Below are 16,193 nucleotides of genomic sequence, written 5' to 3'. Positions count from 1 at the left end.
TGCTGTCGTCCCAGCTGCGCCAGCTGTGTCTCACCCGCATGGATGGCCAGGACCGCTGATTCACACCCCCACATGACACACATCACCGCGGGCCCCGAGATCATTTCGGGGCCCGCGGTGTGTTGAACGATGGATTGTCTGGAAGAGAACCGACGAATCAGCGCGCGGACGGGGTGCGGGTCTCGGCGCTGATGAACCAGGCCTGCTGCTCGAGCTGTTGGATGAAGCCGTGCAGGATGTCGGCAGAGGTGGGATCCTCCTCGTCAATCTGGTCGTGGACCTCGCGCATGGTGCCGGTCACGGCCTCGATCGAAGCGGTGATGACCTTGATTGCGTCATGGGTCAGGACCTCTCCCTGGGGGGACTCAGGAAGGGTGGTGCTGGCAGCGACCACGGCGGGACGGCCGTCCGGGGAAGCGTGGAGCGCACGCATGCGCTCGGCCACCTCGTCGGCACCCTCGCGGGCGATCCCGACGACTTCGTCAAGGTTCAGGTGGAGGTCACGGAAGTTCGGGCCGACGATGTTCCAGTGGGCATGTTTGCCGACCAACTCCAGCGCGATGAAGTCGACGAGAACCTTCTGGAGGTTCGCGGAGAGGGTCTTGGAGGCCTTGAAGCCGGCCTCGGCGTTCTCGAGCTTGGTGGTGGTCTGCCCGGCAGGGGCTGGAACGTTCACGGTGTCAGCCATGCGAAATCTCCTTCGTTCATGGTGACCGAGTGACGGCCACCGGCGTACATGTGGGGAACAGTCACCGAACTTCAGTTATTCCACAGTGGACGAAAACCTGTCGGTACACCTGGACTCCAGGTGTCCTGTCGGGCGGTGGGCGCCGGGCCGACGCCGACATGCGGCATGATGTGACCCATGAGCGCAGAGACTGACGAGTCTGGTCCCATCGATGCCCCCAGCGATGGTCGGCTGGTGTTCCCGAACGAGGTGCTGTCGTCCAAGGTCATCGCTGTTCTGCCCGACGTTCCGGCATCGGATCTTATGGCCCCGATCGAGGCCATGATTCAGGAGAAGGTTCGCGTCTTCACCCTCCCCGTCGCCGACGCAGACCGCCGTCGCGCCGTGCTCAAGATCTACCGTCGTCGTGCCGTCATTGGTGTTCATGGCGTCATGGCCGTCGACGACGTCCAGGGCCTGGTTAATGACAGGGTTGCCTTCGCCCTCCCGGTGGCCGCCACTCCCGACCTGCTCGACGCCCTGCGTCAAGCTGGCATCCCAGCCGCCCCTGACGCCCTGACGCCCACTGAGGTCCGGGCCGCATGGGGTGCCGGAGCCGATGCCGTCCAGGTCGCCCCGGCTGACATGGGTTCTGCCAGTTACGGCGACATCCTCACCCGGATGGCACCCGGGGCTGCCCTCATCCCGCGTGGCGGAATCGGGTCCTATGCGATGCGTCGCTGGCTGGCAGCTGGTGCCCTGGCGGTTTGCCTGGACGACGTCCTCGTCGGGGATGCCTGCGAGGACGGAGTCGTCTCGGCGCTGCGAGAGCGCTGCCGTTCGGTTCTGCAGGTTGTCGCCGACGCGGACGCCTGATTCGTCTGACGCCTTGAGAACCCCGAGACGGCACTCATCCTCGGCGTCGGTCTGACCGATCCCAGTTCTCGAAGAGGGAATCGGCATCGTCATCGGTTTCAGGACGGCCCTTGTCCCGTCTGCCGTGATGGCGAGTGATTGATCCGACGAGAACCCCGAGTACCAGGACGCCGAGAACCGCTGCGAAGATCAGTAGTGGCTTGCGCCCGCCGAAGGAATCCAGAAGGTTGCGCTGCGCGACGGGGACTGGACTGGTGGACATCTGCGGAATCCGGCCGTCCTGCGACTCCCCGCTCTCGTCGGGAGTGAGAGCCGGTGTGGGAGACGGGGTTGGGGAGGCAGATGACGGTGTCGGAGTTGGAGTGGGGCTGGGGGTTGGAGTGGGCGTCGATGCCTTCACCTGAACCGTCAAGGTCTTCTGAGAGGTCCCATAACGGGAATCGACGAGCTTGACTGTGATCGTGAAAGGCCCATTCGACACATCCAACGGCACCTGGATTGTGGCCTGGAAGTTGCCGTGCGGATCGGTGGGAGTGGTGAGAGCGGCATCGCCGTCATTGCCGAGCCAGATCGCCACCTGGCTGTCGGTGACGGGATGACGATGTGAAAGGGTCACCGTCCCGTTGACGTTGAGCAACGCTCCGGGAGCCGCCACCGTCGGTTTCACAGCCGCTGTCAGGACGGTGGCCTGCGGGGTGATCGAAAAGGTGCCGCGCGCCGATGCTGCCCCGACCCCTCCAGTACCATCGAACGTCGCGGACAGCTCATGGTCCCCGCCTTGGACCGAGGACGGAAGCCGCAAGGTACTGGACCAGGTGCCGTTGTTGTCCGTCACCGCGACGGCGAGCAGCTTCCCATCCACCGCAAGATTGATGAGAGCACCTGAAACCAGTTGTCCGGTCTGGGTACGCAGGGTTCCCTTGGTCTTCACGGTGTCTGAGCGGTCGAGGGTCGCGCTCATCGACAGGTCGCCGGGTGGGGTGGCTCCCGGAGGAACGGCGTAGGCTGTTGACGTCGACCAGGGTGTTTGTATCGGACATGCCGATGGGGTCAGCATCGACATCATGGAGGCGACGAGAACCGACGTCAGGGCCAGAGCCCGACAATGCTTCGCGGTCACGCGTCCTCCTTCGGTCGATCGCGAACATGATTGGCGAGACCTCCTGGTGACAGGCGCCGATGACACGGGTTCCACCCCATCTCCTAGGCTGGGAACATGCAGACTCCCATTGATGCCACGAGGACTCCCGCTTGGGGAAAGCTCACTGATCTGAGGTCCACCTTCGCCGACGGGCCGCACAAGCTGCGCCGTTTGTTCGACGCTGATCCGAGGCGTGCCGAGCGCTACACCCTCGACGTCGCCGACCTGCACGTCGACCTGTCCAAGAATCTCCTCACGGACGAGATTCGTGACGCCCTTCTCGACCTGGCCGACCAGACCAAGGTCACCGAGCGTCGCGAGGCCATGTACTCCGGAGAGCACATCAACGTCACCGAGGACCGCGCCGTCCTCCACACCGCCCTGCGTCGCCCGGAGTCCGACTCCCTCACCGTTGACGGTGGGGACGCCGTCGTCGACGTCCACGAGGTCCTCAAGAAGGTCTACGACTTCGCCGACAAGGTCCGTTCCGGGGAGTGGAAGGGAGTCACGGGCAAGCCGATCCGCACTGTCATCAACGTTGGCATCGGTGGTTCCGATCTCGGCCCCGTGATGGCCTACGAGGCCCTCAAACCCTACGTCCAGGAGGGTCTGGAGTGCCGCTTCATCTCCAACATCGATCCGACGGATGCCGCCGTCAAGACCGCTGATCTCGACCCCGAGACCACCCTGGTCATCATCGCCTCCAAGACCTTCACCACCCTCGAGACCCTGACCAACGCCCGGTGCGTGCGTGCCTGGCTGCTTGACGGTCTGGTCGCCGCCGGTGCCATCGAGGACACCGAGGAGGCCCGTCGCGTAGCTGTCGCCAAGCATTTCGTTGCTGTCTCGACCGCTCTGGACAAGGTCGAGGAGTTCGGCATCGACCCCGTCAACGCGTTCGGGTTCTGGAGCTGGGTCGGCGGCCGCTACTCGGTCGACTCGGCCGTCGGCACCTCGCTGGCCGTGGCCATCGGCCCGAAGGGATTCGAGGAGTTCCTGGCTGGCTTCCACGCCGTCGACGAGCACTTCGCCGCTGCCGCACCGGAGCGAAACGTCCCGCTGCTCATGGGCATGTTGAACATCTGGTACGTCAACTTCTGGAAGGCCGACTCGCACGCCGTGCTGCCGTACGCCCAGTACCTGCACCGTTTCCCGGCGTACTTGCAGCAGCTGACCATGGAGTCCAACGGCAAGTCGGTGCGTTGGGACGGCTCGGCGGTGACCACAGATACTGGCGAGATCTTCTGGGGTGAGCCGGGAACCAACGGCCAGCACGCCTTCTATCAGCTCATCCACCAGGGCACCCGCCTCATCCCCGCCGACTTCATCGCGGTGGCCAACCCGGCTCACCCGGCCAGGGATGGCGAGACCGATGTCCACGAGCTGTTCCTGAGCAACTTCTTCGCCCAGACCGCTGCGTTGGCGTTCGGTAAGACTGCTGATGAGGTGCGCGCCGAGGGCACCGACGAGGCCATTGTGCCAGCGCGGGTCTTCCCTGGAGACCGTCCGACGACGTCGATCATGGCCTCCGAGCTGTCCCCGAAGGTCCTCGGAGAGCTCATCGCTTTGTACGAGCACATCACCTTCGTGCAGGGTGTCGTGTGGGGTATCGATTCCTTCGACCAGTGGGGTGTCGAGCTCGGCAAGAAGCTCGCCCTCCAGATCGCCCCGGCCGTTTCCGGTGACGAGAAGGCCCTGGAGTCCCAGGATTCCTCCACGGCCTCCCTGGTGACCTGGTACCGGGATCATCGGCGGTGATCACTGCGGGGTGGTGTTTGGCGGCAGGGATACCGTCAAACACCACCCTAAGAAACGCTGTACCTTCGTATAGGTCGTGAACGTTTCGTTCGATTTCTGGATCTCTCTGTAAAGGACTTTAACGCAACAGCTATGCTATACAGCATAGGGTGAACTAGATCGTCGTATGTTTATGAAAATTACTGCTGGGTTGCTAGCTGAAGAGAAGGTCTAGCGCGTGGATGTATTATCGATGTCGAGTGAGTCTTGGGTTATCTCGATATTGATCGTCGCCGTCGTTATTCTTGTGATCATTATTGGCCTTCTAGTGGCCATCCTCCGCAAAGGCGATAAGCGGTAGGGATAGCGACAGAGTTTTGGATAGGCGACGTGGTGCTTGTGGTGACTTCTTTGTGCTTCCCCGCACCATTGCAGTCGCTGGACACCGCGAGTGAAACACGGGTTATACAGTGGGAGTGTGAGTTCGTGCCGCCGACACCCGATTCGCACTGTGATCGTGTCGACATGCATTGCTGCCCTTGTTGCACTGCTGGGGCCTTGGGCGCTGGCTGGGGCACTGTCATACGGCAAGGTTCATGACGTCGCTGACACCGAACCGCGCGACGTCGCCATCGTCCTCGGTGCTCAGGTGCTGCCTTCGGGTACCCCGTCGGCCTATTTGCGAGGACGCCTTGATGTCGCCGCGAATCTTTACCGCAGCGGCAAGGCTAAGGTCATTCTGGTGTCCGGGGACAATCGAGAGACTCACTACAACGAGCCCAAGGTGATGAAGACGTACCTCGTCAGCAAGGGAGTTCCGGCGGCCAGGATCGTCGAGGACTTCGCTGGTCTCGACACCTACGACACCTGTGTTCGGGCTCGACGGATCTTCGGGGTCGACCGGGCCATCATGGTGACGCAGGACTACCACGAGATCCGTACCGTCGCGACGTGCCGGATGACCGGTCTGGATGCCACTGGCACCCCTGACCGCTCCCAGATTCACGACAAGGTGTGGTGGAAGGGATGGGCCCGCGAGTTCGGGGCGCGCGGAAAGATGATCATCGACGTCGTCTCCCACCGCGACCCGGTCCTGGGCAAGCCCGAGGACGGTGTGGAGAAAGCCCTCAAGGCAGCCTGACGCGGAACCGTCACATGCGGAACCGCCGCGCTGATAGGTCTACCAACGACAACGACGCGGGGATGAATCGTTCCCGCGTCGTCATGTTCCGTGTCGTGGCGGATCAGAAATCGGCGGTAGCCGGGTCCCCGCCAATGCGGTTGCCACGATCCAGACCGTCGATCGCGGCGATCTGATCGTCAGACAGCTCGAAGTCGAAGACGTCGAAGTTCTCGACGATGCGCGACGGGGTCACCGACTTCGGGAACACGATGTTGCCGATCTGCAGGTGCCATCGGATGACGACCTGAGCCGGGGACTTACCGGTCGCCCTGGAGATGTCGGCGAGCACCGGGGTGTCGAGGTCCTTCGACTGGCCGAGCGGGCTCCACGCCTCTGGGTTGATGCCGCGGTCAGCTAGCACCTTGCGGAAGCTCGCCTGGTTGAAGGACGGGTGCATCTCGATCTGGTCGACGCTCGGGGTGGCTCCCTCGATGGCGTCCAGGTGCTCGGTGTTGAAGTTGGAGACGCCGATGGAACGGGTCAGTCCCTCGGACTTGAACTCCTGCAGGGCATTCCAGGCCTCCACGTAGGCGTCACCGTACTTGACGTTGGCCGGCCAGTGGATGAGGTACAGATCGACGTGATCGAGGCCGAGCTTGGACAGGCTGGTCTCGATGGCCTTGCGGGCGTCGTCGGCGTGGTGGGCGTCATTCCACAGCTTGGTAGTGACGAAGAGGTCCTTGCGATCCAGGCCAGAGGCGGCGAGAGCACGACCAACCCCCTCCTCGTTGCCGTAGATGGCGGCAGTGTCGATGTGACGGAAACCGGCCTCCAGGGCGGTGCTGACAGCCTTTTCAGCCTCGTCGGCGGGAACCTGCCAGGTGCCGAAGCCGAGCTGGGGGATGGTAATTCCGTCGTTGAGGGTGATGGTGGGAACGCTCATGATCCTCCTTGCGATTTGGTGCTCGCGTGCTTGGTCACCAGGGACAACGTAGGAACCGTCTCATCTGTTCCCCGGCGCCACCGCCCATGCTGACCCCTCTCCAAGCCGCCTCGCGCCGGGTGGAGAAGCTGATCGACGCCGTGGGAGAATAGCGCTATGTCGTCTCTTCCTACTCAGCTCGCTGCCCGGATCCAGGCCGTCACCGGCACTGATCCTCAGTTGCGCCCCGCTACGAAGCCACAGTTCGGGCATTTCCAGTCCAACGTCGCACTGCGGCTGGCCAAGGAGGAAGGACGCCCGCCTCGCGACGTCGCTGCCGATATCGTCGCCAAGCTCGATGTCGAGGACCTGTGCGAGACCCCTGACATTGCCGGCCCGGGGTTCATCAACCTGCGTCTGCGTTCCGACGTGCTGGCCCGCGTCGCATCCGACCTCATCACCGACCCCCACGTCGGCATCGTCCAGGTTGAGCAGCCGCAGCGGGTCGTCATCGACTATTCGGCCCCCAACGTCGCCAAGCAGATGCACGTTGGCCATCTTCGTTCGACCATCATTGGTGACTGCTTCAATCGGGTGCTCAGCTCTCAGGGCCACACCGTCATTCCACAGAACCATCTGGGCGACTGGGGCACCCAGTTCGGCATGCTCGTCGAGTACATCGTCGAGAATCGGATGGACGTCTCCGAGTTCGAGTTGCCCGAGGTCGAGCAGCTCTACAAGGATTCCAAGAAGACGTTCGACGCCGATCCCGAGTTTGCTGATCGTGCCCGTCGTCGCGTCGTCAAGCTGCAGGGTGGCGACGAGGAGACCCTGCGCATCTGGCGCACCCTCATTGACGTTTCTCTAGAAGGGTTCAACGTCAACTACGCCCGCCTGTCGGTGTTGCTAACTGACGAGGACCTCGCCGGTGAATCCACCTACAACGACGACCTGCCGAGGGTTGTCGACGAGCTTGAGGCCGACGGCCTGGCTGTCGAGGACAACGGTGCCCTGTGCGTTTTCGTCGAGGGCCAGGACGCCCCGATGATCGTCCGAAAGAACGACGGCGGTTTTGGTTACGACGCCACCGACCTTGCGGCCATCCGTCGCCGGGTCGGCAAGCTCAAGGCCGATCGCATCATCTACGTCACCGACGTCCGTCAGAGCCACCACTTCGAGGTGCTGTTCAAGGTCGCTCGGATGGCTGAGTTCCTGCCCGACGATGTCGAGGCCCAGCACGTTGGCTACGGGATGGTTCTTGGCCCCGACGGTCGTCCGTTCAAGACTCGCGACGGGGGAACGGTCAGCCTGGCCAGTCTGCTCGACGAGGCTGAGACCCACGCTGCGCCGAATATCGCCTTGGCCGCCATCAAGTACGCCGACTTGTCGACCGGGTTGCAGAAGGACTACGTGTTCGACGCCGAGCGTATGGTGCAGACCACTGGTGATACCGGCCCGTACTTGCAGTACGCCCACGCCCGCGTCTCCCAGATCCTGCGCAAGGCGGCTGCCGAGGCGAACCCGAACGTCGACCCCGAGGCCGACCTGGAGTCCATGGTGTGGGGTCGCATCAGCGTTCTCGACGAGCCGGCCGAGCAGCAGCTGGCCCTGCTGTTGTCGCGCTTCGGTGAGGTTGTCGAGGTCGTCGCCAACGACCTGACCCCGCACAAGTTGTGCACCTACCTCTACGAGCTGGCTGGCGCCTATTCAGTCTTCTACGAGCAGTGTCCGGTGCTTCGTAGTACCGGTGAGGTGCGCGGGTCCCGCCTGGCTCTGTGCGCCGCCACCCGTCGAGTCTTGGGGCGCGGTCTGGACTTGTTGGGTATTGACGCTCCCGACCGAATGTGATCATTGTACGTTCTGACGATGTGAATGCCGCGGCCCATTGTGGCCGCGGCATTCACGTTTGCGGTGCGGTGGGAAAAGGTATGTATTGCGCGGTATATGGGCTTTTCACAGATGAGGGTGTCGAGGCCTTCAATCCGCGAGTACCTGCTAGTCCTCCTCGGGGCGAGCGAAGAACACTCCCTCCGCTGTGGTACGTATGACCCGCGCCGCCCGCACAAAATCTGGATACGAATCATATATGTCTCGACGCGCATAGTTCACCGCTGACACAAGAGCATCGTCGTCAATCATCGGCTCCGCTTTCGCGTTCCCGCAGTTGACATACTCAGGCGAAAAAATGCGACAGGCCATCTCTGTCATCATCATGGCCACATCCTCATCATTCTCGTCCACATTGGCCGGTGATCTCCCCATTGCCACAAGGCGAAACAAATTCTTCTGCTTGGCGTACTCATCCGCGCTGACGTCCACGCGGAGATGACCCTGCGGGGCCCAGATAGAGGCGATACCCCCGTCGGCCACGAGACTTCGGACCAGCTCATGCTCGGTAGCCGATTGTGTGGCTAACGCCGCCCGTTTCGAGTCTGCGGTGAATCGCCATTCGCTCAACTCAGGATAAAGACCACCCACCTGGCTACACCACTCAACCACGCGCGCAGCAACATCCTCCATCCCCGGAGAAGATGGCCGCCAAGCACACTCTAGTGACCACATCAAAGATCATCTCCTTTTCACGGAAACGTGATTATCGAATACAAGGATACGACTGATCTTAATCTTCATAGGAACCAACCGACGCGCCGCCTCAGCAGCCGTCAGCCCGGCCTGCGATCTGCAGCTCATAGGCGCGAGAATCCGCGGGTCGATATTGCGAGTGCAATGGTGGATAACGCCCGCAGTATTGGGTGGGCATACTCGATCAAGTCGCGCATAGGAGTTGAGCCCTCACACTGTTCCCAGGGGGTAGTGTGAGGGCTCAGCTACGCAAGGTCCATCTCATCGTCGGGCTTGGAACTCCTTGTACGGCAGAGCACGTGTCCATCCGTGATTGGCGCCAGACGTACAGGCGGTCCAAGGGCCGATGATGGGCAATAACAAAAGGCGTCGACGGTCCAGCGGGCCGCCGACGCCGAGTAGCGTGAGGTGCGTCGCTCAGGCGCCGCCGCCAGCAGTGAAGATGTCGCGAGAGATCTTCTCCAACTGGGCACGCAACTCCTCGAGTTCCTGCTGGGCCTTGTCAAGGGCGGACTTGGTCTGCGGCCACGTCTCTGAGCGGAACTGCTGGGCCAGGGGGCCGTCCCAGACATTCGGCTGGCTCAGGATCTGGCCCTGGACGTCGAGCGCCTGGATCTGGTCGTTGAGACCACCCTGGATGATTCTCTGGATCTGGCTGATGGCCGACTTGGCCTCTTCCGTAGAAAGAACTCGGGACATTCTTTGCTCCTGGGTTAGATGGCCGTGGGGCCGGGGCTAATGATGTACGTCTAGCGGAGGGCCTACCCGGTAGGAAAGCCAACTGCGTGAGACAAGCAGGACGTTATCAGGGAGATGGTTCAACCGGTTCGCCTTCCCCAATAACTACCCGTTAGCCGCCTCGAGGGACGATCGCAAACTCAGGCGACGTGAGGTCAGTGAAGTTACCCACGCTGGCTCGCACCGTACACTTGGGATTCGGGTTGACCGCTGTGACGACGAGGCCATCGGCGGAGACGTTGACAGCCCCGCCACATCCATCCACAAATCGAACAGTGTTCTCGCCGCCCACCGTCTGGAGCATCGTCGAGGCCTCCCCCATTGCGGGACTGCGATAGAGCACGTTCAACCGGTCAGGTCCGCTCGGCCACACAGGCACTAGACTGATGCGGATCGTCTCGCCTCCAACCGCGCGTTTCGGGACGATCAATTGGATATCAGTGAGGCGCTGGACAGGGTAGGCCACCGACTTGGTTTCCGCGTCAGTGATCGCTTTCTGCGTAGCCGTAGCCTGATCATCGAGCCACTTTTGGAGGTCCTGAGCTGAGCCATTCTCCGGTAGGATCACCGCCTTCACGGTGACGCTGGCCCCTTTATGGATGGTGAGATCATCGATACTCCAGCCGCACGTGGCCTGGATGCCAGTAGTTGACGCCTTGTGGGGGGTCGCCTTGACATCTCCCTGCCATGACAGGGTCGGGCAGGGCTTGCCCTGTTCTAAAGGTCCGATGACTTGGAGAATCGGTCCGTGCAGTTCAGCCTTCTGGGCGGAGAAGGTAAAAGTGAGGACGGCCCCACCAGATTCATTGGACTCAGCGGACCGCTGCACGGTCAGGCCGCTGGGTAGCGTGGTATCGACGGAAGCCGCCTTCGCGCTGACCGTGTTGGTCGGCTTGTCGCCATGATTGTTCATGGTCATTGACAGCCACGCAAGACCACCTACCACCAGCACAGTCCCGAGAATCACGCTGATGAGTTGCTGTGGCTTCTTGTACCAAGGGGCTTCGTTGTCCTCGAGTACCAGGGCGGGTTCTGGCTGGTCAGCGATGGGCTCCGGCGCTCGGGTTGGGGTCATAGACCGAAGCATCGTTGCACCCTCGGCGCGTCCGACATCGGGTGCCTCTCCCATTGTGATGGGCGCATGCGACTCAGCGGGCCGCTCCGTGACGATGCCACGAACTGCGGTTGCTGGCCGTTCTTCCATCACGAAGTCTTCGGGGCCACTTATCGGCGTTAGCGCAGGTTGGTTCTGGCAGTGGGCCGAAGCGTTCCGCAGCGCCGCCGCAGCCTGACTGGCGGTGGGACGGTTGGCGGGCGCCTTGTCAAGGAGCCCGGTAAGAAGAGACGCCACCTCCTCAGAAACCGGCAAGGGCGGCACGAGGGCACTCACATGCCGGTATGCGACGGCAAAGTCTGTTCCGGGCCCGGCGAATGGGGTGCGACCCCCCAGTAACTCGTAGAGCATGACGCCAGCCGCGTAGACGTCTGCTGCTGCGCCACCTTCGCCCGTCGTTATCATCTCAGGTGCCATGTACTCCGGCGTCCCGAGGAGGCCTGTGGTAGTGCGAACACGAGCAGTCAGGATGCTAGCAATACCAAAGTCGCTGACCTTGATTGCGTCGCCGGGGAGATCTTCCCAGCCCTTCTCCAACAGCACGTTGTCCGGCTTGATGTCGCGATGAATTATGCCTTGAGCGTGAGCTGCTGCCATGGCGTCAAAGACCTGCGACATGACAACCAGAGCGAGTGCCGGGGGAAGGGTTCGACGATGCTGTAGAACATCGCGCAGGGAGCCGCCGTCCATGTAATCCATCACGATGGCCAACTGCTCGCCCTCGACGACAAGGTCGTGGATCGCGACGACGTTCGGGTGATGAAGGTTCATGAGCAGCGAGCGTTCTCGGACAAAGCGCTCAACCAACTTAGGGTCCTGCGCATGTTCGCGGTGTAAGAGTTTCGCCGCCAACACCTCGCCAGTGCGGGCGTCTTGGGCTAGCCGTACCTCACCAGCCGCACCACGGCCCAGTGTGTCCCCGAGGCGGTAGTTGGCCCCCAAAGGGGCAGTGAACTCCATGTTCTTCATCCTCACGATGCCGATGCCGGCCCGAAATCCTGTCGCGCCTCAGACTATCGTGTGGCGGTGAACCTCCAGGGCCTATGCTTTAGCGGGGATTTTGGCATCTGGAAGGGACCGGTATGACTTCACAGGACTCTGGACGATCATCGCTACGCAGCAGACTTGTCGCAGGTGCTGTAGCAATCGCTTTGATGGCCACAGGTACTGGGTGCAATGCCAAGGACGTGAGTCAAGGACCGGTCCACAAAGTCCTGCAGTCAGTTGAGGTGGGAATGCGGGCTGATGCGTCGATCCAGACCATCGGCAGCACCACCGTGTCGGTTGCCGATGATCCTGCCAAGGCCACCACGGTAAAAACGTCCTTCCCTCCACGCGAGGTCGTAGGTGACCTGCCAATACGCGTTCAGACCGCCTATCGAACGAAGGATAGGTCGGGCACCAACCTTGACGAACTCAAGGGCTACAGTGGCCGAGTCGAGATTGATCTGGCCGTAGAGAACCTCACTGTCAAACCCCGCGAGGTCGCCTACGACGTCGCAGGCGTCCGTAAAACCCGTACTGCACTCATTGGCGCTCCAATGACAGTTGTCGCTTCCACTGTCTTGAACAACACTCCTGCGGGTGGCGTTGTCACAGGTGACCTCACCGACGCCAAAGTTACAAACGGGCTTCTTAGCCGCAACTCGCGGGGAATGGCCACCGTGCAGTGGGCGACCATCCTGGCGCCGCCACAGTTGAATGCCAACGCCACTTTGCGCATGGTCGCCGACGTCAAGGACTTTGAGACCCCCACCTTCAACGTTTCGGTCCAGCCTGGCCTAATCACTGATCCTTCTGTCGCCTCTCTGCTCGACTCGTCGTTTAATCAGGACACCGGTTCCGAGATTGAGTTGCAACGCAAGACCATCGAACTCATCGGCCAGGTCAATGAAGTTCTGGCGCGCTCGTCTAAGACCATCGGCGATGCTCGCTCTAATCTTGATGCCTCGTCCAAGACACTGGGCGACAAGTCCATTGCCGAGTTGAACAGCTCAACGACGTCCGTCGCGGCATCGGTCAAGTACCTTGACCAGCAACTCAAGAGCCTCAATCAGCAGTTGTCTACGACTCTCAATAGCAGCCGCTCTATGCTGCTCTCCAAGATGCAGTCGACGGTGGCCATGATGGACGCCATGCTCGGCGATACGACAGCTACGCCGCCCACCCCGAGTGTCGACTCGAAGGGCTGCGCGTCGACTGTGGCAACTCCTCACGCTGCCACGAGCGTCTACGGCAACCTCATGCAAGTCTCTAGCCAGTTGAACGGCTATGCGACCGCAACCGATAAATGCCGGGCGCAGGTGGTGAGACAACTGTTGTTGACCGTCGGCCCGCCTACCCCGACTGCGGAGCAGTGCATGGACCCTCGTGCGTCGGGCTCGGTCACGTGTGGCCTGCGCACGACCCAAATGACGATGGACAACTCGCTACTCAGGATCAACGAGGAGGGGCAGAAACTCGTCGCGAGCCTGGATCCGACGGCCGTAAATGATGCGATAACCGGCTTTCAAGAACTTAACAGTGGTGTGAAGGGCTTGGAGACCCTCGCTGGTCCTGGTGGAGTAATGGATGGTCACTACGCTGAAGCGTTGCACGACCTTCGAACCGCGAAAGGCCGCATTGAGGATGGAATGACTACCCTCCACCGCCACGCCGAGAGCGAAAAGTCCGACGTGGATGCGGCATTGGCAAGGCTGCGGGCCCAGAGGACTGAGATCGCCGACCCCGCCACCGGCATGCTGGCTCAAATGGAGGCCATTGCCGACGGCGTCTGTGAGTTGGGGCCCACTGCCAGCCTAACGAGCAGCCCCAGCGCCTCGGCGTCGGCCACCCCGGACCCCTCGGCTAGCCCTGATCCGACCCCAGCTCCGACAACCCCAATCCCGACTCCGACAACCCCAACCCCGGCTCCGGCAGCCCCCTCTGCCCCCTACACGCGCGACCAGTTGCGCGCGATGTCGACAGGGACGACGTGCACTGGCCGGAGGACCCGCGCGTCCCAGCGCCCGGCCAAGTGGAAGGCCACCGATGACATGCGGACGCGCTTGACCGATCAGCTGGCAGGGATTGATGCGGCCATTAGCCTGCTCGAGAAGCAGTCTGCAGCATGGCAAGAGGTCATCAACTGGACTGTGGTAGATGCTCCGGATGACGATCCCACCACTTATCACGCCTTTAACCTCGGCATCAAGTGGATCGACGATGGCATCGCTGCGTTGAAAGAAGGCCATACCTTCAGCGATTCGTATAGTCAGGAACTGAAGGCGGCGGTTGCCAGCCTGGCTGAAGGCCGGGATCACATGGGCCCCCGTCTGACGGCGCTCCAGGCGCAACAGGAAGGTCTGAGCGCCGCAATTACGGAAGGCTTCAGTCGCGCCACGGCAAACGCACGCACGGACCTTGCCAAGTCCATGACCCAGACTCAGCGACGCGTGGTCGAGGACACCTTGGTTGATGCATCAGGCGTCAGCAGCATGTTCGTTGCGTCGGTTAAGGGCCTCAACTCCGCCAGCGTGACTATCTCCCGCAACGGAACAAAGAGTATTAGGGAGGAGGACGCCCAACTGGCTGGATCCAGTGCCAAGTTGGGAGAAGCCATTGACGAGATGGTCGAAACCAATCTGGCTGACATCGCGTCAAGTTTCTCGCGTTCTTCGCGTGACTTGTCTGGCGCTGGTGCTCTACTTCAGGCTGACCTGAACAAGGTGTTGCTGGACCTCGGCGATCGCAAGGTCAAGGGTCGCGGTCTGCTCGGTGCCATGGCTACTAGTTCAGCCAAGGTCGGCTCTGCCGACTACCAGTTAGCCATGGCCTCGGGGGCGGCGACGGAGTATGCCTCGGTGCGAGGCCGCGACATCGATACACTTCTGTTGCGTCAGGCCCAGTTGAAGGCGGCTACGGAGTCTCAGGGCGAGCTTCCCGCATTCCGTGCCAAGGTTCCTGCTGGTGCCGACGCCCAAACGGTTTACAACTTCACGATCGGACCCACCAAGTGAGTAAGCGTCTTTACGCCCTTCTCATCGCAGCAGCAGTTCTTGTTGTCGCCGTAACCGGTTGGGGGGTGTGGAGCATGCAGCACCGGGAAAAGCCGCAACCACCGGCCGCTTCAGTACCTGTTCAGTTGCATGCCGACGTGCCGAAGGACACGAGCATTGCGCTGATCTTGACGCTGTCCTCTGATCCCGGGCAAGGCAGCGAGTGGCGCGATGCTGCCGCTGGCGCCGAAGTTGCCATCCATCGGTTCGCGATGTCGGGGACAAAGATCAGTCTGACGGTTTTCGACGATCACGGGACCGCGTCAGGCTCGGCGGAGGCTGTCGCGAAGGCTCGCAAGGCCCGCGTCAGCGGTATCGTATATGCATCAACCGGCGATCACCTCCTTGCGGGTGTGAAGGCTGCGGCTCACAGCGGCACCCCAGTGCTCTTACCGTACTACTCCGATGTAACGTCGTTGCCGACCGGCGCGTGGAGCACCGGGCCGAGTGACGAGGACATCGCTGCGGTGATGGCCAACTTGATCACGCAGCAAAAGTTGGATCCTCTGCTGACTATCAATGCCGGCGGGAAGATCCCGCAGGGGATCGAGGGTGCCCGAATGCTGCCGCTCGACCCGAAGATCGACCGCAGCGTTTCTGCCAAGGTCCTATCAAAGACTCTCGGCCGGAGTAAGCCGCAGGGGATCGTCGCTGCGGGCCCGGCTCTCACGCTGGGCCAGACCGTCGCACTAATCCAGGGCGTCGGCTCCCACGTTCCCGTCGTGCTGACGCCTGAGGCGCTCAGCCCCGGCTTCTACCAGGGGCTTGTGAAGGCCAATGGCACTGCTTCCACCGAGCTCTTCTCCGTCGGAGCGGCGAGCGGTGACGCACAGAGCCTGGGCACCGACGAAGCGGCCCGATCCATGTCAGCTTATCTCGCCGGACTGCGCTTGCTGGCCGCCGACCCCGGTGCCAAGAACCCGGTAGGGGATGACTCCTTCAGCACTGTCGCCGCAGTAGCCGATAGCCGTAGCCACGACGCCGTCGTGGCGTTGGTTCGCGCAGTGGAGAAGGCACAGGTGAAGGACTCTGGGGCAGTGTCGGCCAGTCTTGCCAACATGACCGTTGGATATGACCAGGGAATTACTGGGAGCCCGCTGGACTTCACGCGCCCGGCGGCGTTCCCGAAGGACCGCGTAGTTCCCCTCAGTTCCGGACAAGACACACTTGGGCTACGGCCAGCTCCGGCGTCGGGGGTGGCTCCGCTTGTGTGGTTCCCTGCTCGGCCATAGCGTTCGTAAGCGTCCCTCGGGGT

At 61.9% G+C, this 16,193-nt stretch carries 12 protein-coding genes; 6 read left to right on the top strand and 6 right to left on the bottom strand.

The genetic code is table 11. The annotated features are described in order from the left end of the window. Positions 1 to 157: 157 nt before the first annotated feature. Complete coding sequence (locus ACP8LP_RS10895) at positions 158 to 688, bottom strand: Dps family protein (protein WP_021108007.1); 531 nt, start codon at positions 686 to 688, stop codon at positions 158 to 160. A gap of 177 nt (positions 689 to 865) precedes the next feature. On the opposite strand from ACP8LP_RS10895, the gene ACP8LP_RS10890 reads away from it, so the two are divergent. After that, complete coding sequence (locus tag ACP8LP_RS10890) at positions 866 to 1,543, top strand: bifunctional 4-hydroxy-2-oxoglutarate aldolase/2-dehydro-3-deoxy-phosphogluconate aldolase (protein WP_117189741.1); 678 nt, start codon at positions 866 to 868, stop codon at positions 1,541 to 1,543. 34 nt (positions 1,544 to 1,577) lie between these two features. On the opposite strand, the gene ACP8LP_RS10885 is transcribed toward ACP8LP_RS10890, so the two are convergent. Next, on the bottom strand, positions 1,578 to 2,663 hold the full coding sequence (locus ACP8LP_RS10885; RefSeq protein ID WP_279186623.1) for a hypothetical protein: 1,086 nt from the start codon (positions 2,661 to 2,663) through the stop codon (positions 1,578 to 1,580). A gap of 96 nt (positions 2,664 to 2,759) precedes the next feature. Here ACP8LP_RS10885 and pgi point away from each other — a divergent pair, with 96 nt between their 5' ends. Next, positions 2,760 to 4,442 carry a glucose-6-phosphate isomerase gene (pgi, locus tag ACP8LP_RS10880; protein ID WP_252923531.1) on the top strand — a complete coding sequence of 561 codons (1,683 nt, stop codon included), beginning with the start codon at positions 2,760 to 2,762 and terminating at the stop codon, positions 4,440 to 4,442. Between the two features lie 490 nt (positions 4,443 to 4,932). Continuing rightward, on the top strand, positions 4,933 to 5,562 hold the full coding sequence (locus tag ACP8LP_RS10875) for a SanA/YdcF family protein (protein ID WP_117189738.1): 630 nt from the start codon (positions 4,933 to 4,935) through the stop codon (positions 5,560 to 5,562). 103 nt (positions 5,563 to 5,665) lie between these two features. Here ACP8LP_RS10875 and ACP8LP_RS10870 read toward each other — a convergent pair whose 3' ends face one another. Then, entirely contained in the window at positions 5,666 to 6,487 is an 822-nt protein-coding gene (locus tag ACP8LP_RS10870; protein WP_016666319.1) for an aldo/keto reductase, read from the bottom strand. 156 nt (positions 6,488 to 6,643) lie between these two features. On the opposite strand from ACP8LP_RS10870, the gene argS reads away from it, so the two are divergent. Further along, complete coding sequence (gene argS, locus ACP8LP_RS10865; protein ID WP_016666318.1) at positions 6,644 to 8,314, top strand: arginine--tRNA ligase; 1,671 nt, start codon at positions 6,644 to 6,646, stop codon at positions 8,312 to 8,314. A gap of 147 nt (positions 8,315 to 8,461) precedes the next feature. On the opposite strand, the gene ACP8LP_RS10860 is transcribed toward argS, so the two are convergent. From ACP8LP_RS10860 to ACP8LP_RS10850, 3 genes are all read right to left on the bottom strand, one after another. After that, a complete protein-coding gene (locus tag ACP8LP_RS10860) occupies positions 8,462 to 8,986 on the bottom strand; it encodes a hypothetical protein (protein ID WP_138237606.1) in 525 nt (174 codons plus the stop codon). Positions 8,987 to 9,466: 480 nt separating this feature from the next. Further along, complete coding sequence (locus tag ACP8LP_RS10855; protein WP_004809539.1) at positions 9,467 to 9,748, bottom strand: hypothetical protein; 282 nt, start codon at positions 9,746 to 9,748, stop codon at positions 9,467 to 9,469. Positions 9,749 to 9,899: 151 nt separating this feature from the next. Beyond that, positions 9,900 to 11,861 (bottom strand): serine/threonine-protein kinase, encoded by a 1,962-nt coding sequence (locus ACP8LP_RS10850; protein WP_484483164.1) that lies wholly within the window; start codon positions 11,859 to 11,861, stop codon positions 9,900 to 9,902. Positions 11,862 to 12,055: 194 nt separating this feature from the next. Between ACP8LP_RS10850 and ACP8LP_RS10845 the strand changes: the two genes are divergently transcribed. Then, positions 12,056 to 14,899, top strand: coding sequence for a hypothetical protein (locus ACP8LP_RS10845; protein WP_484483163.1), 2,844 nt, complete (start codon positions 12,056 to 12,058; stop codon positions 14,897 to 14,899). Then, complete coding sequence (locus ACP8LP_RS10840; RefSeq protein ID WP_484483162.1) at positions 14,896 to 16,170, top strand: hypothetical protein; 1,275 nt, start codon at positions 14,896 to 14,898, stop codon at positions 16,168 to 16,170. The genes ACP8LP_RS10845 and ACP8LP_RS10840 overlap by 4 nt, the downstream gene beginning before the upstream one ends. The last annotated feature ends 23 nt before the right edge of the window (positions 16,171 to 16,193 follow it).

The organism is Cutibacterium sp. LaCa_89 (genome assembly GCF_058177555.1).
The sequence above is the reverse complement of the archived record's forward strand: the minus strand, read 5'-3'. Positions and strand labels throughout refer to the sequence as shown.

Bases quoted from the DNA above. Each gene is read 5' to 3' on its own strand.
- ACP8LP_RS10895 (WP_021108007.1), bottom strand. From the start codon at position 688: ATGGCTGACACCGTGAACGTTCCAGCCCCTGCCGGGCAGACCACCACC.
- ACP8LP_RS10890 (WP_117189741.1), top strand. From the start codon at position 866: ATGAGCGCAGAGACTGACGAGTCTGGTCCCATCGATGCCCCCAGCGAT.
- pgi (WP_252923531.1), top strand. From the start codon at position 2,760: ATGCAGACTCCCATTGATGCCACGAGGACTCCCGCTTGGGGAAAGCTC.
- ACP8LP_RS10870 (WP_016666319.1), bottom strand. From the start codon at position 6,487: ATGAGCGTTCCCACCATCACCCTCAACGACGGAATTACCATCCCCCAG.
- argS (WP_016666318.1), top strand. From the start codon at position 6,644: ATGTCGTCTCTTCCTACTCAGCTCGCTGCCCGGATCCAGGCCGTCACC.
- ACP8LP_RS10860 (WP_138237606.1), bottom strand. From the start codon at position 8,986: ATGGAGGATGTTGCTGCGCGCGTGGTTGAGTGGTGTAGCCAGGTGGGT.
- ACP8LP_RS10855 (WP_004809539.1), bottom strand. From the start codon at position 9,748: ATGTCCCGAGTTCTTTCTACGGAAGAGGCCAAGTCGGCCATCAGCCAG.
- ACP8LP_RS10850 (WP_484483164.1), bottom strand. From the start codon at position 11,861: ATGGAGTTCACTGCCCCTTTGGGGGCCAACTACCGCCTCGGGGACACA.
- ACP8LP_RS10845 (WP_484483163.1), top strand. From the start codon at position 12,056: ATGGCCACAGGTACTGGGTGCAATGCCAAGGACGTGAGTCAAGGACCG.